Genomic DNA, 21474 nt, shown 5'->3' with positions numbered 1-21474 from the left:
TATGTTCACTAAAAAATTTCGCAAGTTCCTGCTTCTCGGGGTACTGGCGCTGCTGCTGGCAGCGGTCGGCTACTGGAACATCAGCCCGGAAAGCTTCATGGACCAGCCTGATGCGTCGATTGACGACACGGCGATCGACTACTATGCGGTCAATACTCGCAGCGTGCAGTATCTGCCAGATGGCACACTTCAGTACGACATGACCTCCGACAAGGTCGAGCATGTGAAGGCCACAGATGTGAGCCTGCTGACGACACCCAATCTGAACATGTACCGCGGCGGAGCATTTCCGTGGCACGTGCAAAGCAAACGAGGTGAAGTTTCGTCCGGGGGCGATCAGGTCGAGCTGATGGATTCCGTTCGTGTTGAGCGCACCGATGAAAAACAGCGTACGACCATTATTACCAGCAGTCGCATGACCGTATTTCCTCAGAAGGAATATGCGGAGACCGACCAAGACGTTAGAATCGACGGCGCGGGCGGTGTCACTACGGCCAAGGGAATGAAAGCGTATTTGAAAGACAGCAGGATGGACCTGCTGTCCAACGTAAGAGGACAGTATGAGGCTCGTTAAAACTCTTCCTTTATTGCTCGGCCTGGGCGCAGCACTGGGAAGCGCGAGCGCCTGGTCCCTGCCAACCGACCGAGATCAGCCTATCCACATCCAGTCTGACGATGCTCAGCTCGATGACAAGAAAGGCGTGGCGACTTACAAGGGCAATGTCATCATCACTCAGGGCTCGATGAAAATCACGGGCAACACCGTGACGATCACGCGTAATGCCCAGGGCGAAGTCGACATATTCACCTCCGTCGGCAACCTGGCCTACTACGAGCAGAAGCCTGCCGTGGACAAACCGATCGTGCAGGCCTATGCCGTCACCATCCAGTATTACGCCGGCCAGGACCGTATCGTCCTGATCGACAAGGCCAAGGTCATCAATGATGGCAACACCTCGGAAGGCGAGAAGATCGTCTACGACACGGTCAGACAGGTCGTCAGCGCCGGTCGGGCCAATGGCGCCAAGGTGACTACACCACGTCCGCGTATCGACATGGTCATCCAGCCGAAAAAGAAAACCGATCAACCTCAGAAGGCCCAGTAAATGGCGACGCTCAAAGCCCAGCATCTGGCTAAAAGCTACAAAAGCCGGCAGGTCGTGCGCGATGTGAGCATCTCCATCGACAGCGGCCAGATCGTCGGCCTGCTGGGCCCGAACGGCGCCGGCAAGACCACTTGCTTCTACATGATCGTGGGTCTGGTCCAGGCTGATCAGGGTCGTGTGCTGATTGACGATCTGGATGTCAGCCATCAACCCATGCACGGTCGCGCCCGCGCGGGTATCGGCTACCTGCCTCAGGAAGCCTCGATTTTCCGCAAGCTGTCGGTATCCGACAACATAATGGCGATTCTCGAGACCCGCAAGGAGCTCGATGCCGGTGCACGCCGCAAGGAACTGGAAAGCCTGCTGCAGGAGTTCCACATTACCCATATCCGCGACAACCTGGGCATGAGCCTGTCGGGTGGTGAACGTCGCCGCGTGGAAATCGCTCGAGCCTTGGCCACCGCACCGAAATTCATCCTCCTGGATGAACCGTTCGCAGGTGTCGACCCTATTTCGGTAGGCGACATCAAGCAGATCATTCACCACCTCAAGGCCAAGGGTATCGGTGTACTGATCACTGACCACAACGTCCGGGAAACGCTGGATATCTGCGAAATGGCCTACATCGTCAACGATGGACAGTTGATTGCGGAAGGCGACTCCGAGACCATTCTGGCGAATCAGCTGGTGAAAGAGGTCTACCTCGGCCACGAGTTCCGCCTTTAATCGACTGCCCCTTTGCGCTTCGCAGCCGATTGATGCCTACGCAGTGTATTGACAAGATTTTATTTGTCATACCACTCTAGGCAAATGCACAGGTTTCAGGCATATAATTTGCTTAAGTTGGCGCCACGGCGCCTGTAGTAGATGGCGCATGCGCGCCGGCGAATAAGGTGTTTAGCCCCTGCCATGAAACCATCGCTAGTCTTGAGAATGGGCCAGCAGCTGACGATGACACCGCAGCTGCAACAGGCAATCCGTTTACTCCAGCTTTCCACTCTGGATCTCCAGCAGGAGATCCAGGAGGCGCTGGAGTCAAACCCTATGCTGGAGCGGCAGGAAGAAGGCGACGACTTCGACCACTCCGACCCGCTTGCCGACAACATCGAACAAAAGCCCAACCCCGACGTTCAGGAACCGACTTATCAGGAATCCGCGCCTACCGTGGACAACCTTGAAGAAGGCGAATGGAACGAACGCATTCCCAACGAGCTGCCCGTCGATACCGCCTGGGAAGACATCTACCAGACCAGCGCCAGCAGCCTGCCAAGCAACGATGACGACGAGTGGGACTTCACCACACGCACCTCTGTCGGCGAAAGCCTGCAAAGCCACCTGCTGTGGCAACTGAATGTTGCGCCGATGTCCGACAAGGACCGCCTGGTGGCAGTCACGCTGATCGACTGCATCAACAACCAGGGTTACCTCGATGAGACGCTCGATGAGATTCTCGAGTCGTTCGATCCCGAGCTGGACATCGAGCTCGACGAGATCGAAGCGGTACTGCACCGCATCCAGCAGTTTGAACCTGCCGGCATCGGCGCACGCAACCTGAGCGAATGCCTGCTGCTGCAACTGCGCCAGCTACCGGCAAAAACGCCCTGGCTGACGGAAGCACAACGCCTGGTCAGCGACTACATCGATCTGCTCGGAAGCCGCGACTACGGCCAGCTGATGCGGCGCATGAAACTCAAGGAAGACGAGCTGCGCCAGGTCATCGAGCTGGTGCAGAGCCTCAACCCGCGTCCCGGCTCACAGATCGAATCCACCGAAGCCGAATACGTCATTCCGGACGTGATCGTGCGCAAGGACAACGAACGCTGGCTGGTCGAACTCAATCAGGAGTCGGTGCCGCGCCTGCGCGTCAATCCGCAATACGCGGGCTTCGTGCGGCGCGCCGACACCAGTGCAGACAACACCTTCATGCGCAATCAGTTGCAGGAAGCACGCTGGTTCATCAAGAGCCTGCAAAGCCGCAACGAAACGCTGATGAAGGTTGCCACGCAGATCGTCGAACATCAGCGCGGTTTTCTCGAGTACGGCGACGAGGCCATGAAGCCGCTCGTGCTGCACGATATTGCCGAGGCAGTGGGCATGCACGAATCGACCATCTCGCGGGTGACCACGCAGAAATTCATGCACACCCCACGCGGCATTTACGAGCTGAAATACTTCTTCTCAAGCCATGTGAGCACCTCCGAAGGCGGTGAATGCTCGTCCACGGCAATTCGCGCAATCATCAAAAAACTGGTTGCGGCGGAAAATCAGAAAAAGCCGTTGAGTGATAGCAAGATCGCTGGTTTACTGGAGGCACAAGGCATTCAAGTAGCCCGTCGCACAGTCGCCAAGTACCGTGAGTCTCTCGGGATCGCCCCTTCCAGTGAGCGTAAGCGACTGATGTGATGCAGGCCGAGCCACAGCGTTCCAGTGGCAGGCGCCATGCCTGCCTCTTTATGCACTGGCAAAGGAGAAAGCTGTATGCAAGTCAACATCAGTGGACACCAACTGGAAGTGACCAAACCCCTTCGTGAATACGTTGAGCTCAAGCTCAAGAAGCTCGAAGGGCATTTTGACAAGATTACCAACGTGCAGGTCACGATGACGGTCGAAAAGCTCAAGCAGAAGATCGAAGCCACGTTGCACATCCATGGTGGAGAGGTCGTTGCCAATGCTGAACATGATGACATGTACGCTGCCATCGACCTGCTCACTGACAAGCTAGACCGACAATTGCTCAAGCATAAGGAAAAGCAGCAAAGCATCCTCAAAGGTGCGGCCGCTCGCTAACGCCCATTTAATGATCCGAATCGAAAATATCCTGACCCCCGGCCGCTCCCTCGTGAACGTGCCGGGTGGCAGCAAAAAGCGTGTACTCGAAGAAATTGCCAACCTGATCGGCCGTGAAGTGCCGGGCATGGTTTCGGACACGGTATTCGCAAGCCTCGTCGCCCGGGAAAAACTGGGCTCGACCGGTTTTGGCAACGGTATTGCCATCCCCCACTGCCGCCTCGCTGACTGCAGCGAGCCTGTCAGCGCAGTGATTCACCTCGCTACACCCGTGGATTTCGACGCCATCGATGGCGCGCCGGTTGACCTGCTGTTCGTACTGCTGGTCCCGCAAGCCGCTACCGATGAGCATCTGGAGCTGCTGCGCCAGATCGCCAGCATGCTCGACGACAAAGATGTGCGTAAGCGTCTGCGCAGCGCCCAAAGCGCTGAGGCGCTTTATCAGGTGGTGCTGGACGTGCAGAACGGAAACTGACCATGCGCATGATCATCGTCAGCGGTCGCTCCGGCTCAGGCAAGAGTACGGCGCTCGATGTACTGGAAGACAGCGGCTTTTACTGCGTCGATAACCTGCCGGCCGGCCTGTTGCCGGAGCTGGCCGAACGCGCGCTGATCAACACAGAACTCGCCGAACCCTTGCTGGCGGTTTCGATAGATGCCCGCAACCTGCCCAGCCATCTGACCCGTTTTCCGCAGATGCTGGATGAAGTACGTTCGCGCAATATTCAGTGCGACGTGCTGTACCTGGATGCAGACGAAGCCACCCTGCTCAAGCGCTTCTCGGAAACCCGGCGCCGCCACCCCCTGAGCACGGCAGATCGTTCGCTGGCCGAAGCGATACGCGACGAGACTGCACTGCTTGGCCCGATCATCGATCTGGCCGACCTGAAGATCAACACCACCCACCTGAACCTCTATCAGTTGCGCGACGCGCTCAAGCTTCGTCTGCTGAACAAGCCCGAACCAGGCACTGCGTTTCTGATCGAGTCGTTTGGTTTCAAGCGCGGCATGCCTGTCGATGCAGACCTGGTATTCGACGTGCGCTGCCTGCCCAATCCGTACTGGAAGCCAGAACTGCGCGACCACTCGGGGCTTGAACAACCCGTAATCGACTACCTGTCGGTGCAGCCTGATGTCGAAGAAATGTTTCAGGACATCTTCGCTTACCTGAACAAATGGCTACCCCGGTTTGCAGCCAGTAACCGTTCTTACGTTACCATTGCCATCGGCTGCACCGGCGGACACCACCGTTCGGTCTACCTGACCGAGCGGCTTGGTCAGGTCTTGCAACAATCACTCAAGAACGTTCAGGTTCGCCACCGCGACCTCAGCTGAAGGATTTTCACTGCGATGCCCGCTCGTCAAATCACCATCATCAACAAACTGGGCCTGCACGCCCGCGCTGCCGCCAAATTCGTCGGCGTCGCAGGCAAGTTTCCCTGCAAGATCAGGGTCGGCCGCACTCCGGAGAGCATGGTCGACGGCAAAAGCATCATGGCCGTGATGATGCTGGCTGCCGGCAAGGGCACCGAGATCCACCTGCACACCGAAGGCGAATTCGAACAGGAAGCGCTCGAGGGTCTGGTCGAGCTGATCGACAACCGGTTTGATGAAGGCGAATAAGCCCTCGGACAAACTCGGTATCCGTCACCACCAGCCTTGAACGCGCATCCAGTTCAGCCCATGGGCAACCAGGAGCGCCATACCCGCCAACAGCAACACGCTCCCGACCGCCAGACGAAATAACCGCACATTGCTGAGCGTGAGGAATCCGGAGCGCATACGCCGCCTTGGGTCCGGCTGCCAGGCTCAGGCCAGAGCGGCCTGATAACGGCGGGACACCTCATCCCAATTGATCACGTTGTAGAACGCATTGATGTATTCGGGACGACGGTTCTGATAGCGCAGGTAGTAAGCGTGCTCCCACACGTCCAGCCCCAGAATCGGCGTGTTGCCGTTCATCAACGGGCTGTCCTGGTTACCACTGCTTTCCACCACCAGCTTCTTGTCAGGCGTGACGCTCAGCCATGCCCAGCCACTGCCAAACCGGGTCAACGCGGCCTTGGTGAATGCCTCCTTGAAGCGTTCGTAGCCGCCCAGTTGTTCGTCAATCGCCGACGCGACAGCGCCTTTGGGTAAACCTCCCCCGCCCGGCACCATGACCTCCCAGAACAACGAATGATTGGCATGGCCGCCACCCTGATTGATCACTGCGGGGCGCAGATTTTCAGGCAACTGTTGGATACTGGCGACCAGTTTCTCCACAGACCAGTCGGCGAACTCCGTGCCTTCGATTGCCGCATTGAGGTTGTTGATGTACGTCTGGTGATGCTTGGTGTAGTGGATTTCCATGGTTTGCGCATCGATATGCGGCTCAAGGGCGTCGTATGCGTAAGGCAGTGCTGGCAAGGTGTAGGGCATTTCAATGTGCTCCGTAGAAAAGTCCGGAAGGGGCTGCCGAATGGCGCTGCAGCGCTGAGCGCGTATGCTCGCTGCTGCTGTTCAGCAACCGATGAGTGCGCGGGTATTCGCCGTGTTCGCTGATGAAACTCAGCAGCTCGGCGTAGGTTTTGCTGCTGTGGCGCAAGGCCGCTTCACGCAGGGCGGGCGAAAGACGTTGATCCTGCAGGGTCCGCAACAGGTGCTGGTGGATGGCGCACAGGTACTCGGCGCTCTCCTCCGGCTGGCCCAGACTCAGGTGCAGATCCGCCAGGTTATGGTGAGAAATCACACAGGCCGCGACGGCTTCGTCGACATCCGCCCAGCGCTCGAACAAGACCTGCGCCAACGCCAGCGCCTGAAGGTACAACTCGCGGGCCTCGACCCACTCGCCGAGATTGAAACAGCGATTGGCCTGCTCGATGGTGCGTTTCCAATGCTGCATGAAGTACCTCCAGGAACGTTGGCTAGGCAGCGACCATGGGCCGGGGCGTGGCGGTCAATCGCGCCAGGGACGCCTCTTGGCGAGGTAATGCTCGATCAGCAGAGGATCGTCGGTTTCAAGCGCACAACGAATCCGCAGACTCAAGCCACGCTGGTTTCCAGCCAAGACAACTCGCTCAGAACAGACCCCATGATCGCATTTCATTTTAGAAATGATATTCATTATTAAATGAGATACAGAATCAACACAAGCCCGATCGCTTCACCGCCTTGCGCCGGTGAGCGTGAACATGCTTTGAGGGAAACGTAAAACGCGGGTTCGGACGGAGGTTATTGGTGGTCAACGCCGCAAGCGGATGGGTGACGCAGAGCGTCACGAAATGCATTCCCACGCTGGAGCGTAGGGAACGATAACCTCAACTATCGTGCGACGCTCTGCGTCCTCTTGCGACGCAGAGCGTCGAGAACTGCATTCCCACGCTGGAGCGTAGGGAACGATGATCGCAACTATCGTGCGGCGCTCCGCGTCGCATGCCGCTCCGGACGCTCTGCGTCCTCTTGACGGCGCAAAGCGTCGTGAACTGCGTTCCCACGCTGGAGCGTAGGGAACGATGATCGCAACTATCGTGCGGCGCTCCGCGTCGTATGCCTTTCCGGACGCTCTGCGTCCTCTTGACGGCGCAAAGCGTCGTGAACTGCATTCCCACGCTGGAGCGTAGGGAACGATGATCGCAACTATCGTGCGACGCTCTGCGTCGCATGCCGTTCCGGACGCTCTGCGTCCTCTTGACGGCGCAAAGCGTCGTGAACTGCGTTCCCACGCTGGAGCGTAGGGAACGATGATCGCAACTATCGTGCCCACGCTCTACGTTCATGGGCACGATAGCCAGAACCGGGAGCCTGTCAGCTACCCGCTACGGTCATTCGCTCGATCAGTACCGAGCCGGTGCGGATGTTGCTGCGCAGCTCAAGATCGCTGCCAACGGCGACGATCTGCTTGAACATGTCGCGCATGTTGCCGGCAATGGTCACTTCCTGAACCGGGAACTGAATCTCGCCATTCTCGACCCAGAAGCCTGCCGCGCCGCGCGAATAGTCGCCGGTGACCATATTCAGGCCACTGCCCATCAGTTCGGTCACCAGCAAGCCACGTCCCATTCGCCGGATCAGTGCAGCCTGGTCGTCCGAACCGTGGGTAACGAACAGGTTGTGCACACCGCCCGCGTTGGCAGTGCTCGGCATGCCCAGCTTGCGGCCGGAATACGTGCTCAGCACGTAGGAAACCAGATCCCCACCTTCCACGAACGGTTTGGCGAAGGTCGCCAGACCATCACTGTCGAACGCCGAACTGCCCATCGCATGCTTCAGGTGCGGGCGCTCATCGATGGTCATCCACTCAGGGAACAGCCGCTGACCCAGCGCGCCTTCGAGGAACGACGACTTGCGGTACAGGGTGCCGCCGGAAATGGCGCCGAGAAAGCTGCCGAACAGGCCGCCTGCCAGCTCCGCAGCAAACAGCACCGGCACTTCACAGGTCGGCACAGGACGCGCGCCCAGACGGCTCGCTGCACGCAACGCAGCCTTGCGGCCAATACTCTGCGCATCGGCCAGCAGATCGCCTTTGCGGTTGACGTCATACCAGTAATCGCGCTGCATCTGGCCTTCGCCCTCGGCGATCATCACACAGCTGAGGCTGTGCCGCGTTGACGCATAACCACCGATGAAGCCATTGCTGTTGCCGTATACACGGCAGCCCTGATGGGTATTGAGCGTGGTGCCGTCGGCGTTCTTGATGCGGCTGTCGGCATCGAAGGCCGCCGCTTCGCAGAGCAACGCTTTCTCAATGGCCTGCTCGGGCGTGATGTCCCAGGTGTGATAAAGGTCAAAATCCATGACCTCTTTGGCCATCAGCGCAGCGTCGGCCAGCCCGGAGCTTTCATCCTCGGAGGTGTGTTCGGCAATCGCCAGGGCAGCGGCGACCGTTTCACGAATCGCATCGGCGCCGGTTGCCGACGTGCTGGCCGAGCCCTTGCGCTGTCCGACATACAGGGTGATACCAAAGCCCTGATCGCGGTTGAACTCGACGGTTTCGACTTCACGCTGACGGACCGATGTCGACAGCCCCTGATCCACCGACACCGCGACTTCGCAGGCGCTGGCGCCCTGACGCCGGGCTTCGGCGATGATCTGCTCGACCTGTTCCTGCAGCTCGGGCAAGGCTTGTGGGCCGACGCTTTGGGTTGCACTCATGACTTTCTCCATCAAATTCTTCTTTCAGCACAGGCCGAATACCGACCGGGCCGGACAAGCGGCCCACGACTGGTTATCATGGCGGCGTTTCTTTGCGGACTGCCCCCATGGTTGATTCTTACGACGACTCCCTCGACGGGGAGAAAAGCAAAACCCAGGTCAAACGAGAGCTGCATGCTCTGGTCGACCTCGGCGAGCGACTGACAACACTCAAAGCCGATGTGCTGGCCAAGCTGCCGCTGACCGACGCTTTGCGCAAGGCCCTGGCCGAAGCGCCCAAGCACACGGCGAACATCGCGCGAAAGCGGCATATTCTGTTCATCGGCAAGCTGATGCGCGATCAGGACCAGGAAGCCATTCTGGTATTGCTGGACCAACTCGATGCCTCCACTCGCCAATACAATGAACGTTTCCACAATCTGGAGCGCTGGCGTGATCGCCTGATCGCGGGCGATGACGCCGACCTCGAGAAATTCGTTGTCGAATACCCCGATGCCGACCGTCAGCAGCTGCGTTCGCTGATCCGTCAGGCGCAACACGAAGTTGCACGCAACAAACCGCCGGCCACCAGCCGCAAAATCTTCAAATACATCCGTGAGCTGGACGAACTTCAACGCGGTCTGCGTTGATTTCGCCCTCGGGGCCGGCAGCAGCAAGCAGCCGGCCCCGACTCACATTCAGCTACCGGTGCCACCCACGGTAATAGCGTCGATTTTCAGCGTAGGCTGACCCACACCGACCGGCAGCGACTGGCCATCTTTCCCGCACGTACCGACGCCGCTGTCCAGCGACAGATCGTTACCCACCATCGACACCCTGCTCATGGCTTCCGGCCCGTTACCGATCAAGGTCGCGCCTTTGACCGGCGCAGTGATCTTGCCGTCTTCGATCAAATAAGCCTCACTGGTCGAAAACACGAACTTGCCGCTGGTGATATCCACCTGGCCACCGCCCAGGTTGGCGCAGTAGATGCCGCGCTTCACTGAGGCGATGATTTCCTGCGGATCGCTCTGCCCGCCCAGCATGTAGGTGTTGGTCATGCGCGGCATCGGCAGGTGGGCATAGGACTCGCGACGGCCGTTGCCGGTGCGGGCCACGCCCATCAGGCGTGCATTGAGCTTGTCCTGCATGTAGCCCTTGAGCACGCCGTTTTCGATCAGCGTGGTGCATTCGGTCGGTGTGCCTTCGTCATCGACGCTCAGCGAGCCACGACGCCCCGCCAGGGTGCCGTCGTCGACGATGGTGCAGAGTTTCGACGCAACCATCTCGCCCATGCGCCCGCTGTAGGCCGAACTGCCCTTGCGGTTGAAGTCGCCCTCAAGGCCGTGGCCGACCGCTTCGTGCAGCAGCACACCGGACCAGCCGGAGCCGAGCACCACCGGCAAGGTGCCTGCCGGTGCAGGAATCGCTTCCAGGTTGACCAGTGCCTGACGCAGGGCCTCACGGGCGTAGCCCATGGCGCGATCGTCGGTCAGGAAATAACGGTAGTCGGTACGCCCGCCGCCGCCGTGCCCGCCCCGCTCGCGGCGGCCATTCTGCTCGACGATGACACTGACGTTGAAACGCACCAGCGGACGCACATCAGCGGCCAGGCTGCCATCCGCGGCGGCCACCAGGATGCGCTCCCAGACACCGGCCATGCTCACCGAAACCTGCTGGATACGCGAGTCCAGCGCACGCGTCGCAACGTCGATGCGCTTGAGCAACTCGACCTTCTCGGCGCGGCTCAGCACTTCCAGCGGGTTATCCGGGGCATACAACTGCGCCACGTCCTGCGAGGTGAAGGCTTGTACACGGCCATTCTGGCCAGCGCGGGAAATAGAGCGCGCGGCCTGTGCGGCGGTGCGCAAGGCCTCGGGGGTGATCGCGTTGCTGTACGCAAAGCCGGTTTTCTCGCCCGACTGGGCACGCACGCCCACGCCTTGATCGAGATTGAAACTGCCTTCCTTGACGATCCCGTCTTCGAGCGACCAGGACTCGGAGATCATGCCCTGAAAATACAGATCGGCCGCGTCGATTCCTGGCCCGGCCAGATCGCCCAGCACGGACTGCAGGCTGTCGAGGCTCAGGCCGCCGGGTGCCAGAAGGTGTTCGCTGACTGAGGACAGATCACTCATATTCACTCCGAAGCAGGCCGCATGGCGTCCTGCGAAAAAAAGCGCCGGTGACTGGACACCGGCATCCGCGCCCGTATGGACGCCTGTTCTTCACTGTCGCGTGTGGCCAGCAGCACCGCTTCACCCTGCGCCTGCTCGGCCAGTACGCGGCCCCATGGATCAACGATGGCCGCGTGTCCGTAAGTCTCGCGAGGCCCCGGATGGACCCCGCCCTGTGCGGCCGCCAGCACGTAACACTGGGTTTCGATGGCACGCGCGCGGATCAGAATGTCCCAGTGCGCAGCCCCCGTTACCGCAGTGAACGCTGACGGCGCGGTAATCAGTTCAGCACCGGCTTCACGCAGCGCGGTGTACAGCTCGGGAAAGCGCAGGTCATAACAGACGGTCAGCCCCAGACGCCCCACAGGCGTATCGGCTACCACCACCCTACTCCCATGAGCATAGTCATCCGATTCACGATAGCGGCCACGATTGTCAGCGACGTCCACATCGAACAGATGCAGTTTGTCATAACGGGCCACCTGCTCACCGTGCTCATCGATCAACAGCGAACACGCCGTCACCTTGCCATCCGGCCGCTCATTCGGCGGCAGTGGCAAGGTTCCGGCAACGATCCATAACTTGAGGTCGCGAGCGGCCAGTTTCAACCATGGCAGGATCGGTCCGTGCCCCTGAGCCTCGGCACGCCCGATATCGGCGACGTCGCGGCGCCCCATTGCGACGAAGTTTTCAGGCAGTACCGCCAGTCGCGCGCCACCTTCGGCAGCCTGTTCCAGCAGACGTCGAGCGCTGGCCAGATTGGCCAGGACGTCGCTTTGGCTGACCATCTGAATCACCGCGAAGGACATGGCAACCCGCTCCTGAATGACATGGCCACCACTGTACTCCATGAGACGCTATTGGGGCTTTTCAAATGGCTTGTCGAACGTGATCTTCGGCTCTTTCCAGGGCCCTTCGACCTTGTATTGCACGCTGGCGAAACGCGCAACCCGGTCGCCCAGCAGCTTGTCGACCAGAAACAGTGCCCCGCCAATGGCTGGCGCGCCGACAATCAGTGCAGCGATAGGCAGGTTATTGGTCACCGGCAAGGTCACCAGCAGCTTCGCATCGACACGATCGCGAACCATGTCCAGCGTCCCGTTGAGCTCCAGATTGCTCGACGGCCCGGTCAGGGTGATCGGGTTGCGCGTCACATAGACACCGTCGCTGGCGACCAGCAGCCCTTTGACCCGGTCGTAGCTCAGGCCTTTGCCCAGCAGGTCGGAGAAGTCCAGGCGCAGACGCCGGCCGATGGAGTTGAAATTCAATAGCCCGAACACCCGCAACGCCTGAGCACCGCCCTCGACTTCGACAAACTGGCCTCTGTTCAGCGTGGCATCCAGACTGCCGGAATAGCGCTTCAGACCGACCCAGGCAGGCGAACCCGGCCAGCGTCCGTCCACGTTCATCTCGAAGCGTTCACTGGTAACAGTGGGTGCGAAGTTCCAGGCCTTGAGCACATCCGCGAGGTTCTTGCCCGCCAGACGGCCTTTGAACGAACTGCTGCTGGCCCCGGGCGTGCCCTCCCAGGTAGCGTCACCCTCCAGCAGAATACCTTTGAGCCCCAGGCTCATGTCCGACATGCGCATGCCGGCAGGTGTCGGCCGGGTTTTCAATGCCCAGGCCCCGAGCAACTGATCGCCCTGAAACAGCTGGGAGATCTTCACGTCCAGCGCAGGGATATTGTGCGGGTCGATATCCGCCAGAGGATCAGGTGCGTTCTCCACCACGGTCGCTGTCGGATCGGATGCAGGCAGCCGAACGTAGAGCATGTTGACGCCGATCGGTGCAGACTTGGCGTCGGGCAGCGTTGCAGTGCCTTTGGCCAGTGCGCTGTCCAGCGACAGGGCCCAGGCTGCCGCGTTGCGCTGCAGCTGGACACGCACGTCATTGAGTGTGGTGCCCATCGCGGTCAGCTTGCCGATCTGCAGATCAACGCTGTTAAGCAGTTGTTTTGCGTTGCCGCCCGGATCATTCCCGGTGTAGCGAGCGGCCAGTTCCTGCCAGGGCGCGATGTCCAGTTCGGACAACTCTCCACGGATCCGCAAGCCCTTGGCGTCCGGTACGATCGCCCCTCCGCGCCCCAGATACAGCTCGCCACGACCTTCGGCAAACTTGCCATTCGGTGCTGCGAACGCAAAGTTGGCCTGATCGTTATAGGCCGCGCCGAGCCTGCGCTCCGCGCCTTGCAGGGTCATGCGGAATTCGCTGGGGCGCTCCTGCTCGGCGGTCTTGCCAAACGGTGCGGGCAAATCGATCGCCACGCCCTTGAGCGTGGAGTTGATTACCAGCGGGCTGTCCTTGCTGTCCAGAATGAGCTGCAGCTGATACGGCAGGTCACCGGAGACCGGCAGCGGCTGGGTCACGTTCAGCCAGTCGGTGAGCCGCTTCACGGTGATTTGCCCGTTCGCCACAATGCGCGTCACGTTGTCGCCAGGCTTGCCCTCGGCGGCGATCTCTGCGGTGACAGGGCGATCGAATGCCTGGGCCTTGATGCCCTTGCCGCTCAGCCCGCTGGAGCTGTCAAAACGGAAGTCGCCTTTCAGGCGAGTCAGCTCCAGCACCGGGTCAGCCAGTTTCAAGCGTGCATTGTCGGTGCTGAAGTCCACCACGACCTTTGGCTCGACGCCCTTGGCCAGCGGTATATCCAGCTTCAGCTTGCCGTCCAGCGGGCCCTCGCCCTGCCAGCCGGCAAACGTGCTGCCCGTACCGATGGGCGCCTGCTGGAGAATCTTCAGGCCGTCGATCAGGTTTCCAGAGAAATTACCGTCCACCAGCAGGTGACTGTCCTGACCTGACGGCACATGAGGAATATTGACCAGCACATTGCTGACCTTGGTATCCAGCAACTGACCTTTGCTTGCCTTGACACGTACACCGCTGTTTTCGACGTAGACCTTGCCATCCACCCCGGTCAGCGACGGCCAGCCCGGCTGGAACGCCAGCGTTGCGTTGTTGACGTCGAAGAACAGGCTGATGACACGCGCCGTATCGGGCGAGTTCTTGTTCAGCGACCCTTGATACTGGAAGAAACCCTGCTTGACCGCGCCACTTACCACGGCGGTGCGCAACCAGTGATCAAGCTCCGGACTGAGCGCGGTCGGCAGGTACTTGCTGGTGTAACGGCCGTCGCCGTCAACCATGCCGACCCGCAGGTCCATGTAGTCTTCCTGATCATGATTCAGATGAATCTTGATCAGAAAGTCCGCCGCAATCTTGCCTTCGTCGCCAAGCACCTTGATGTACGGGGCGATCAGCGTGAACGCCTGGTCATCCAGTTTCCAGGTCAGACGGGCATTGGCCTTCTGGTAACGCCAGGGTTTGGCGAAGATCGGGTCCAGGTGCAGCATGAAGTCGTCGGTGTCGAGGCGCAGCTCGCCCTGCCCCAGATCACCGCTGATGGCACCGGTGACATTTCCGGCCGCTGGCGCCCCGCGATACGCGTTGAAACCCACCTTGTCCAGATTAGCCGCAAAGCTCAGGCGCTTGTCGCCGACTGCCTGTGGCCGGTAGTCGAGCAGCACGTTATGCAGCCCGCCTGTCACCTTGAGGCCGTCGACCACTGCCATGGCCTTGTCAGGCAGGGGCGCGAGCGAGTCGATCAGCGGCGTGACAGGAGTCAGGTCCAGACGATCCGCCTGCACGTGCCAGAGCTCTTCACTGTCAGGCGTCGCGGCGGTTTGCGTCAGTTGCACGCGGCTTTCCCAACGCGTGTCGCCAAGGCTCATCGCCAGTGAATCGAGGTTCAGGTCGAAACCTGTTTCAGTCCGTGCAAACCATGCGTTCAGCGCAAGGTTATCGATCGTCGACGGTTTGCGACCGGCATAAACGCCTTTGACCTGCGGTGCATTGAGGCGCGTGGTCGCGCTTTGCACGGTGCCCTTGCCCCAACTCAACCAGACCTCGCCGCCGGCCTGCAGCTTCGACAGTGTCCATTCGCGCGTGAGGCTTTTCGGCAGCCACTTGGCCCAGTCGCTTTGCGGCAGGCTGGCGTAGACATCGGCCTCGCCGTCCTTCCACTGACTGGCCTGGATACGCGAGCGCACGTTGAGCGCGACCGGCTGACCATCCGGCAGGGTCAGGCGTGCGTCAAGTCGCTGGGCATAGCTGCCGGTGTCCAGGCTGAGGTTTACGTAGGTGAGGGTCAGCGGCGCAGCGTCAAACGGTTGCACCGTGACCTGGCTGTCGAGCAACGACACATGCGCGACCATCTGCATCTGCTTGAGCACCTGCTCGGGATCGAACGGGCTGTCGTTGTGCACCGGCAAGCCCTGAACCGACCACGCGCCGTCCTTGTCCTGCCTGAGGCTGAACTGCAGGCCGTCCACTTCAAGATGAGCGATGCGCACGTCACGCGCCAGCAGGCTTTCCCAAAGGTCGGGAACCACCCTTACGCGATCCAGACGCAGAGCACTGGCACCCTCGCCGACCATCACGTCGTGGGCCAGCAATACCGGGGCAAAGCGGCTCCAACTGCCTTCCAGGCTGCCGATGCTCAGCGGTATGCCCAGCGCGCTGCTGGCACGGGTTTCCACATCGACACGGTATTCGGCAACCAGCGGCGTCAACTGACGGCCGAGGCTCACGTACAGCGCCGCAAGCACCAGAATCAGTGCGCACAGGCTCAGCCCCCAGCGGGTCAGGGTTGCGACGAGGCGAGGAAGACGTCCCATCTCAGGAGGTCCTCCACTGCGGGGTGCAAGGAGCAGAATCGGCGAACGGAGTCCGGCTCGGATGCGCAGGTGCGGTCAGGTACAGGTTTTGCTCATTCGCCACGCATCATTCTCGATAAAACGGCATACCTGCCAGAAACCCTTAGGGCACTTGTCATATATTTCAAACGATCAGCACCCTCAGAGCAGCACCACGTCGTATTGTTCCTGCGAGTACATGGTTTCTACCTGAAAACGGATAGTGCGGCCAATAAAGCTCTCCAGCTCAGCCACGTTGCCGGACTCCTCGTCGAGCAGGCGATCCACCACGCGCTGATTGGCCAGAACGCGATAGCCCACTGCCTGATAGGCCCTGGCCTCGCGCAGGATTTCCCGGAAGATTTCGTAGCAGATGGTCTCGGGGGTCTTCAGCTTGCCCCGCCCTGCGCAGCAATGACACGGTTCGCACAGCACCTGTTCGAGACTTTCGCGGGTGCGCTTGCGGGTCATCTGCACCAGACCCAGCTCGGTGATGCCGATGATGTTGGTCTTGGCGTGATCGCGTTCCAGCTGTTTCTCCAGCGTGCGCAGCACCTGACGCTGGTGTTCACCGTCTTCCATGTCGATGAAATCGATGATGATGATGCCGCCCAGATTGCGCAGGCGCAGCTGCCGGGCGATGGCCGTGGCAGCTTCCAGGTTGGTCTTGAAGATGGTTTCTTCGAGGTTGCGATGCCCTACGAACGCGCCGGTGTTGACGTCGATGGTGCTCATCGCTTCGGCTGGATCGATGACCAGATAGCCGCCCGACTTGAGCGGCACCTTGCGCTCAAGGGCCTTCTGGATTTCGTCCTCGACCCCATAGAGGTCGAAGATCGGCCGCTCGCCCGGATAGTGCTCGAGCCTATCGGCGATCTCCGGCATCAGCTCGGCCACGAACTGAGTGGTTTTCTGAAAGGTTTCCCGCGAGTCGATACGGATCTTCTCGATGCGCGGGCTGACCAGATCGCGCAAGGTGCGCAGCGCCAGGCCCAGGTCTTCGTAAATCACCGTGGGCGGGCTGACCGTCTTGATCTGCTCGCCGATCTGATCCCAGAGTCTGCGCAGATAGCGGATGTCCATGAGGATTTCATCCGCCCCGGCGCCTTCGGCAGCGGTGCGCAGAATGAAACCTCCAGCTTCCTTGATACCTTCCCGGGCAACACAATCGCTGACCACTTTCTTGAGTCGTTCGCGCTCGGCTTCGTCCTCGATTTTCAGCGAAATGCCCACATGCGCAGTGCGCGGCATGTACACCAGATAACGCGACGGAATGGAGAGTTGCGTGGTCAGCCGTGCGCCCTTGCTGCCGATAGGGTCTTTGGTGACTTGCACGACAAGGCTCTGGCCATCATGTACCAGCGACGCAATGCTCTCGACCGCGGGCCCTTCACGCATGGATATTTCCGATGCATGAATGAACGCCGCGCGATCCAGACCGATGTCGATGAACGCCGCCTGCATGCCGGGAAGCACCCGCACAACCTTGCCTTTGTAGATATTGCCGACGATGCCGCGACGCTGGGTACGCTCGACATGCACTTCTTGCAGAACCCCGTTTTCCACCACTGCCACGCGCGATTCCATCGGCGTGATGTTGATCAGAATCTCTTCACTCATGACTTGTCACCTTCCAGGCATTGCCAGCAGGGTATGCCGAAATGGCCAAGCAGTTCTGCGGTTTCGCACAGGGGCAGACCCACCACCCCAGAATAGCTGCCTTGCAGACCCTCGACGAAAATCGCTGCCAACCCCTGGATGGCATAGCCGCCAGCCTTGTCGGCGGGCTCGCCACTGGTCCAGTAGGCTTGGGCTTCATGGGTTTGAATCGGGCGAAAGCGCACACGACTGGTAACAATACGGGTATCGCTGCGTTGCCGATCACAGAGCGCGACAGCCGTCAGCACTTGATGCTCGCGCCCGGACAGGGCCATCAGCATGGCAAGAGCATCCGCTTCATCGACCGGCTTGCCGAGAATGCGTCCATCGAGCACCACCGCCGTGTCAGCGCCCATCACGCAGGCCTGTTGTTCGGCTGGCAACACGGACAGCCCGGCCTGAGCCTTGCCCAGCGCAAGACGCTCGACATAGGCATCGGGGGTTTCATGGTCGAAGGGGGTTTCGTCGATCTGAGCGCTCAGTACGGTAAAGGGCACACCGATCTGAGTCAGAAGTTCGCGGCGGCGCGGCGAGCCAGAAGCCAGATAAAGCGAGGGCATAAGGACATCTCCGTGTCTGTGCGGGTGAGCGCGAACAACGCAGCGGGGCGTCGCGCTCACCTTGCGCTTAATTGATTTTCAAACGTTTGCGCAATCCACGCAGGCCATAACTGATCCAGGGCCACAACAGAGCGCTGACCAACGCGGGCAGCACCAGCGCCAGCGTAGGCTGACGGTTGCCGGTCAGCGCACTCAGCCAGAGCTGCGCAAGCTGCGCCAGACCGAATACCACCAATAGCACCAGGCACTGTTGCCACATCGGAAACATGCGCAGGCGCTGCTGCAAGGACATCACCAGAAAGGTAATCAGACTGAGGATCAGGGCATTCTGGCCAAGCAATGTGCCGTACAGCACATCCTCCATCAGGCCCAGTATCCACGCGGTGGTCATACCGTATTTGTGCGGCAGCGCCAGAACCCAGAAGGTCAGCAGCAGGGCCAGCCACAGCGGCCGGAAGATTTCCATGAATTGCGGCAGCGGCGAAACGCTCAGCAGCAGACCGATCGCAAACGTCAGCCAGACCACCCAGCCGTTGCGCCCGGAAACATGACTAACCATCGATAGGCTCCCGGGCAGTGGAAGGTCTGGAGGCAGGCGGCTGTGACGCCGCAGGCCGGGCGGCAGGCCTTGCAGGTGTCGCGGGCGTTGCCGCCGGTGCAGGTGTTGCCGACTGCGCCGCCGGCTTGTGCGTCAGCGTGCTGCCCGGAAAGACCGGAACGAATGCCTGCGGCCACATCGGGAAAGCCGGTGTCGGCGGCGGCAGTGTTGCCATCACGGAAGGCTCGACGCCCTTGTCGAGGGATTCCTGTGCTTGCGCCGCATCGGCAGCGCGCTCTTCCGGCGAGCGGCCGTCAGAGAACACCAGCAACAAATAGCGACTGCGATTCAACGCGGCGGTTGGCACCGCACGAACGATCGCGAACGGCTGGCCGGAGTCGTGAATCACCTCCTTGACCGTCGCCACCGGGTAACCGGCCGGGAAACGCTGACCAAGGCCCGAACTGACCAGCAGGTCGCCTTCCTTGATGTCTGCGGTGTCCGCCACATGCCGAAGCTCCAGACGTTCCGGGTTACCGGTGCCGCTGGCGATGGCCCGTAGGCCGTTGCGGTTGACCTGCACCGGGATGCTGTGGGTCGTGTCAGTCAGCAACAAAACGCGTGAGGTATAGGGCATCAACTCGACCACCTGCCCCATCAGACCGCGTGCATCGAGCACAGGCTGGCCGAGCACGACGCCGTCGCGTTCGCCTTTGTTGATGATGATGCGATGGGTGAAGGGGTTCGGGTCCATACCGATCAGCTCGGCGACCTCGACCTTTTCGTTGACCAGCGCCGAGGAGTTCAGCAACTCACGCAGCCGAACGTTCTGCTCGGTCAGTGCCGCCAGCTTTTGCAGGCGACCTTGCAGGAGCAGGGCTTCGGTCTTGAGTTTTTCGTTTTCGGCGATCAGCTCTGTGCGGCTGCCGAACTGACTGGCGACGCCTTGATACAGACGCTGTGGCAGGTCGACGATCCAGTAGGACTGCATGAGCACCATCGACATCTGGCTGCGCACGGGCTTGAGGATCGTAAAGCGGGCGTCGACAACCATCAACGCAACCGACAGAACGGCCAGCACCAGCAGACGTACACCCAGCGACGGGCCTTTTGAGAAAAGCGGTTTAATAGGCCGCTCCTCCGGGGCATGCGATCGTTGGATCGAACTTCGATTGGCAATTATTCATGCGGTATGTAACCGGCCCGGACAAATGAGAGAGATAGGCACCCTGTTTCGGCGTCAGCCCGAAGCATACAGGTAGCATATACGCCACCTGCATACAAAAGACTCCGTGAAAGGCACCCCGGCGAATTATTCGCTGGAGAGCAGATCCATGGTGTGCTTATCCATCATTTCCAGCGCACGGCCACCGCCACGCGCTACACAGGTCAGCGGGTCTTCGGCGACGATCACCGGCAGACCGGTTTCCTGAGCCAGCAACTTGTCCAGATCACGCAGCAGCGCACCGCCACCGGTCAGGACCAGACCACGCTCGGCGATGTCCGAGGCCAGTTCCGGAGGCGATTGCTCCAGAGCGCTCTTGACCGCCTGAACGATGGTCGCCAGCGACTCCTGCAGTGCCTCGAGCACTTCATTGGAGTTCAGGGTGAACGCACGTGGAACGCCTTCAGCCAGGTTGCGGCCACGGACGTCGACTTCACGCACTTCACCGCCCGGATAGGCAGTACCGATTTCCTGCTTGATGCGCTCGGCAGTCGATTCGCCGATCAGGCTGCCGTAATTGCGGCGCACGTAGGTGATGATCGCTTCGTCGAAACGGTCACCGCCGACCCGTACGGATTCGGCATACACCACACCGTTCAGGGAGATCAGGGCGATTTCGGTGGTACCGCCGCCGATGTCGACAACCATCGAACCGCGAGCTTCTTCCACCGGCAGGCCGGCACCGATTGCAGCGGCCATTGGCTCTTCGATCAGGAATACTTCGCGTGCGCCTGCACCCAGGGCCGACTCGCGAATGGCGCGACGCTCAACCTGAGTGGATTTGCACGGAACGCAGATCAGCACACGAGGGCTGGGCTGCAGAAAGCTGTTTTCATGAACCTTGTTGATGAAGTACTGCAACATTTTTTCGCAGACGCTGAAGTCGGCGATAACGCCGTCTTTCATTGGACGAATGGCTGCGATGTTGCCTGGAGTACGGCCCAGCATGCGCTTGGCTTCGGTACCGACGGCCACGACACTCTTCTGGTTGCCGTGAGTACGAATGGCAACGACAGAGGGTTCATTCAGAACGATACCGCGCTCACGCACGTAAATAAGGGTGTTGGCAGTGCCCAGGTCGATGGATAGATCACTGGAAAACATGCCACGCAGTTTCTTGAACATGGGAAAGGGACCCTAGGGAACGCGTGGTAAAAAAAGTGCGGCAAACTCTAACAACGACAGGGATTTTGGGCAAGGAGCCAATATGCTAAATTGGCGGTTTTCCGAACACCACCCTCGACGTTAGCGGCTTGAGACAGTAATAACGCGATAGTGTTCCGCAATTGGCAACAAAGCAAATCCATAAGCATTCCACTGGAGATACCCCATGGCGCTTGAACGCTCCGACGTGGAAAAGATCGCTCATCTGGCCCGACTGGGCCTCAATGACGCCGATATCCCGCGTACCACCGAAGCACTTAACAGTATTCTTGGGCTGGTCGATCAGATGCAAGCGGTCGACACCACTGGCATCGAGCCGCTGGCTCACCCGCTGGAAGCCACCCAGCGCCTGCGCGAAGACGCCGTCACCGAGCGAAATCGTCGTGACACTTACCAAGCCATCGCACCAGCGGTCCAAGACGGCCTCTATCTGGTTCCGAAAGTCATCGAGTAAG

Annotated in this window: 21 protein-coding genes; 10 read left to right on the top strand and 11 right to left on the bottom strand. The window is 60.1% G+C overall.

Features of this window, described 5'->3' with window-relative positions:
• Position 1: 1 nt before the first annotated feature.
• The 8 genes from lptC (at position 2) to LIX91_RS12510 (ending at position 5516) form a co-directional block, all read left to right on the top strand.
• The gene (gene lptC, locus LIX91_RS12545) at positions 2–574 is read left to right on the top strand and encodes an LPS export ABC transporter periplasmic protein LptC (RefSeq protein ID WP_003413393.1); all 573 of its coding nucleotides are present in this window, start codon (positions 2–4) and stop codon (positions 572–574) included.
• Positions 561–1106, top strand: coding sequence for a lipopolysaccharide transport periplasmic protein LptA (gene lptA / locus LIX91_RS12540; protein WP_003413399.1), 546 nt, complete (start codon positions 561–563; stop codon positions 1104–1106). The genes lptC and lptA overlap by 14 nt, the downstream gene beginning before the upstream one ends.
• A complete protein-coding gene (gene lptB, locus LIX91_RS12535; RefSeq protein ID WP_003313594.1) occupies positions 1107–1832 on the top strand; it encodes an LPS export ABC transporter ATP-binding protein in 726 nt (241 codons plus the stop codon). It abuts the gene before it with no gap.
• Positions 1833–2015: 183 nt separating this feature from the next.
• Positions 2016–3509: an RNA polymerase factor sigma-54 gene (locus LIX91_RS12530; RefSeq protein ID WP_003340639.1), complete on the top strand. Its 1494-nt coding sequence runs from the start codon at positions 2016–2018 to the stop codon at positions 3507–3509.
• A gap of 75 nt (positions 3510–3584) precedes the next feature.
• Positions 3585–3893: a ribosome hibernation-promoting factor, HPF/YfiA family gene (hpf, locus tag LIX91_RS12525; protein WP_002555091.1), complete on the top strand. Its 309-nt coding sequence runs from the start codon at positions 3585–3587 to the stop codon at positions 3891–3893.
• A gap of 10 nt (positions 3894–3903) precedes the next feature.
• Entirely contained in the window at positions 3904–4368 is a 465-nt protein-coding gene (gene ptsN, locus LIX91_RS12520) for a PTS IIA-like nitrogen regulatory protein PtsN (protein ID WP_032699712.1), read from the top strand.
• A 2-nt stretch (positions 4369–4370) separates the two neighbouring features.
• Positions 4371–5228, top strand: coding sequence for an RNase adapter RapZ (gene rapZ / locus LIX91_RS12515; RefSeq protein ID WP_003413405.1), 858 nt, complete (start codon positions 4371–4373; stop codon positions 5226–5228).
• Positions 5229–5243: 15 nt separating this feature from the next.
• Positions 5244–5516: an HPr family phosphocarrier protein gene (locus LIX91_RS12510; protein WP_226488549.1), complete on the top strand. Its 273-nt coding sequence runs from the start codon at positions 5244–5246 to the stop codon at positions 5514–5516.
• 186 nt (positions 5517–5702) lie between these two features.
• On the opposite strand, the gene LIX91_RS12505 is transcribed toward LIX91_RS12510, so the two are convergent.
• The 3 genes from LIX91_RS12505 to pmbA form a co-directional block, all read right to left on the bottom strand.
• Positions 5703–6314: a superoxide dismutase gene (locus LIX91_RS12505; protein ID WP_226488548.1), complete on the bottom strand. Its 612-nt coding sequence runs from the start codon at positions 6312–6314 to the stop codon at positions 5703–5705.
• A gap of 1 nt (position 6315) precedes the next feature.
• Complete coding sequence (locus LIX91_RS12500) at positions 6316–6777, bottom strand: tetratricopeptide repeat protein (RefSeq protein WP_003418820.1); 462 nt, start codon at positions 6775–6777, stop codon at positions 6316–6318.
• 902 nt (positions 6778–7679) lie between these two features.
• A complete protein-coding gene (pmbA, locus tag LIX91_RS12490) occupies positions 7680–9026 on the bottom strand; it encodes a metalloprotease PmbA (RefSeq protein ID WP_032703230.1) in 1347 nt (448 codons plus the stop codon).
• A gap of 107 nt (positions 9027–9133) precedes the next feature.
• Here pmbA and yjgA point away from each other — a divergent pair, with 107 nt between their 5' ends.
• Positions 9134–9655 carry a ribosome biogenesis factor YjgA gene (yjgA, locus tag LIX91_RS12485; RefSeq protein WP_003364101.1) on the top strand — a complete coding sequence of 174 codons (522 nt, stop codon included), beginning with the start codon at positions 9134–9136 and terminating at the stop codon, positions 9653–9655.
• 48 nt (positions 9656–9703) lie between these two features.
• Here the strand turns inward: yjgA and tldD are convergent, their stop codons facing one another.
• The 8 genes from tldD to mreB all read right to left on the bottom strand — a co-directional run bounded on the left by tldD (position 9704) and on the right by mreB (position 20980).
• Complete coding sequence (gene tldD / locus LIX91_RS12480) at positions 9704–11143, bottom strand: metalloprotease TldD (RefSeq protein ID WP_003413412.1); 1440 nt, start codon at positions 11141–11143, stop codon at positions 9704–9706.
• Positions 11144–11145: 2 nt separating this feature from the next.
• On the bottom strand, positions 11146–11991 hold the full coding sequence (locus LIX91_RS12475) for a carbon-nitrogen hydrolase family protein (protein WP_003418822.1): 846 nt from the start codon (positions 11989–11991) through the stop codon (positions 11146–11148).
• A gap of 48 nt (positions 11992–12039) precedes the next feature.
• Entirely contained in the window at positions 12040–15855 is a 3816-nt protein-coding gene (locus tag LIX91_RS12470; protein ID WP_103697172.1) for a YhdP family protein, read from the bottom strand.
• Positions 15856–16035: 180 nt separating this feature from the next.
• Positions 16036–17493: a ribonuclease G gene (gene rng / locus LIX91_RS12465; RefSeq protein ID WP_226488547.1), complete on the bottom strand. Its 1458-nt coding sequence runs from the start codon at positions 17491–17493 to the stop codon at positions 16036–16038.
• Positions 17490–18092: a Maf family protein gene (locus LIX91_RS12460; protein ID WP_103688748.1), complete on the bottom strand. Its 603-nt coding sequence runs from the start codon at positions 18090–18092 to the stop codon at positions 17490–17492. The genes rng and LIX91_RS12460 overlap by 4 nt, the downstream gene beginning before the upstream one ends.
• Before the next feature lie 67 nt (positions 18093–18159).
• Positions 18160–18651 (bottom strand): rod shape-determining protein MreD, encoded by a 492-nt coding sequence (gene mreD / locus LIX91_RS12455; RefSeq protein WP_003364106.1) that lies wholly within the window; start codon positions 18649–18651, stop codon positions 18160–18162.
• Entirely contained in the window at positions 18644–19711 is a 1068-nt protein-coding gene (gene mreC, locus LIX91_RS12450) for a rod shape-determining protein MreC (protein WP_003340611.1), read from the bottom strand. The genes mreD and mreC overlap by 8 nt, the downstream gene beginning before the upstream one ends.
• A gap of 231 nt (positions 19712–19942) precedes the next feature.
• Positions 19943–20980 (bottom strand): rod shape-determining protein MreB, encoded by a 1038-nt coding sequence (mreB, locus tag LIX91_RS12445; protein WP_002555108.1) that lies wholly within the window; start codon positions 20978–20980, stop codon positions 19943–19945.
• A gap of 205 nt (positions 20981–21185) precedes the next feature.
• Here mreB and gatC point away from each other — a divergent pair, with 205 nt between their 5' ends.
• Positions 21186–21473 (top strand): Asp-tRNA(Asn)/Glu-tRNA(Gln) amidotransferase subunit GatC, encoded by a 288-nt coding sequence (gatC, locus tag LIX91_RS12440; RefSeq protein ID WP_002555109.1) that lies wholly within the window; start codon positions 21186–21188, stop codon positions 21471–21473.
• The last annotated feature ends 1 nt before the right edge of the window (position 21474 follow it).

This window comes from Pseudomonas sp. B20 (assembly GCF_020515755.1).
Taxonomy (GTDB): domain Bacteria; phylum Pseudomonadota; class Gammaproteobacteria; order Pseudomonadales; family Pseudomonadaceae; genus Aquipseudomonas; species Aquipseudomonas syringae.
This window is presented reverse-complemented; position numbering and strand designations above follow the sequence as displayed.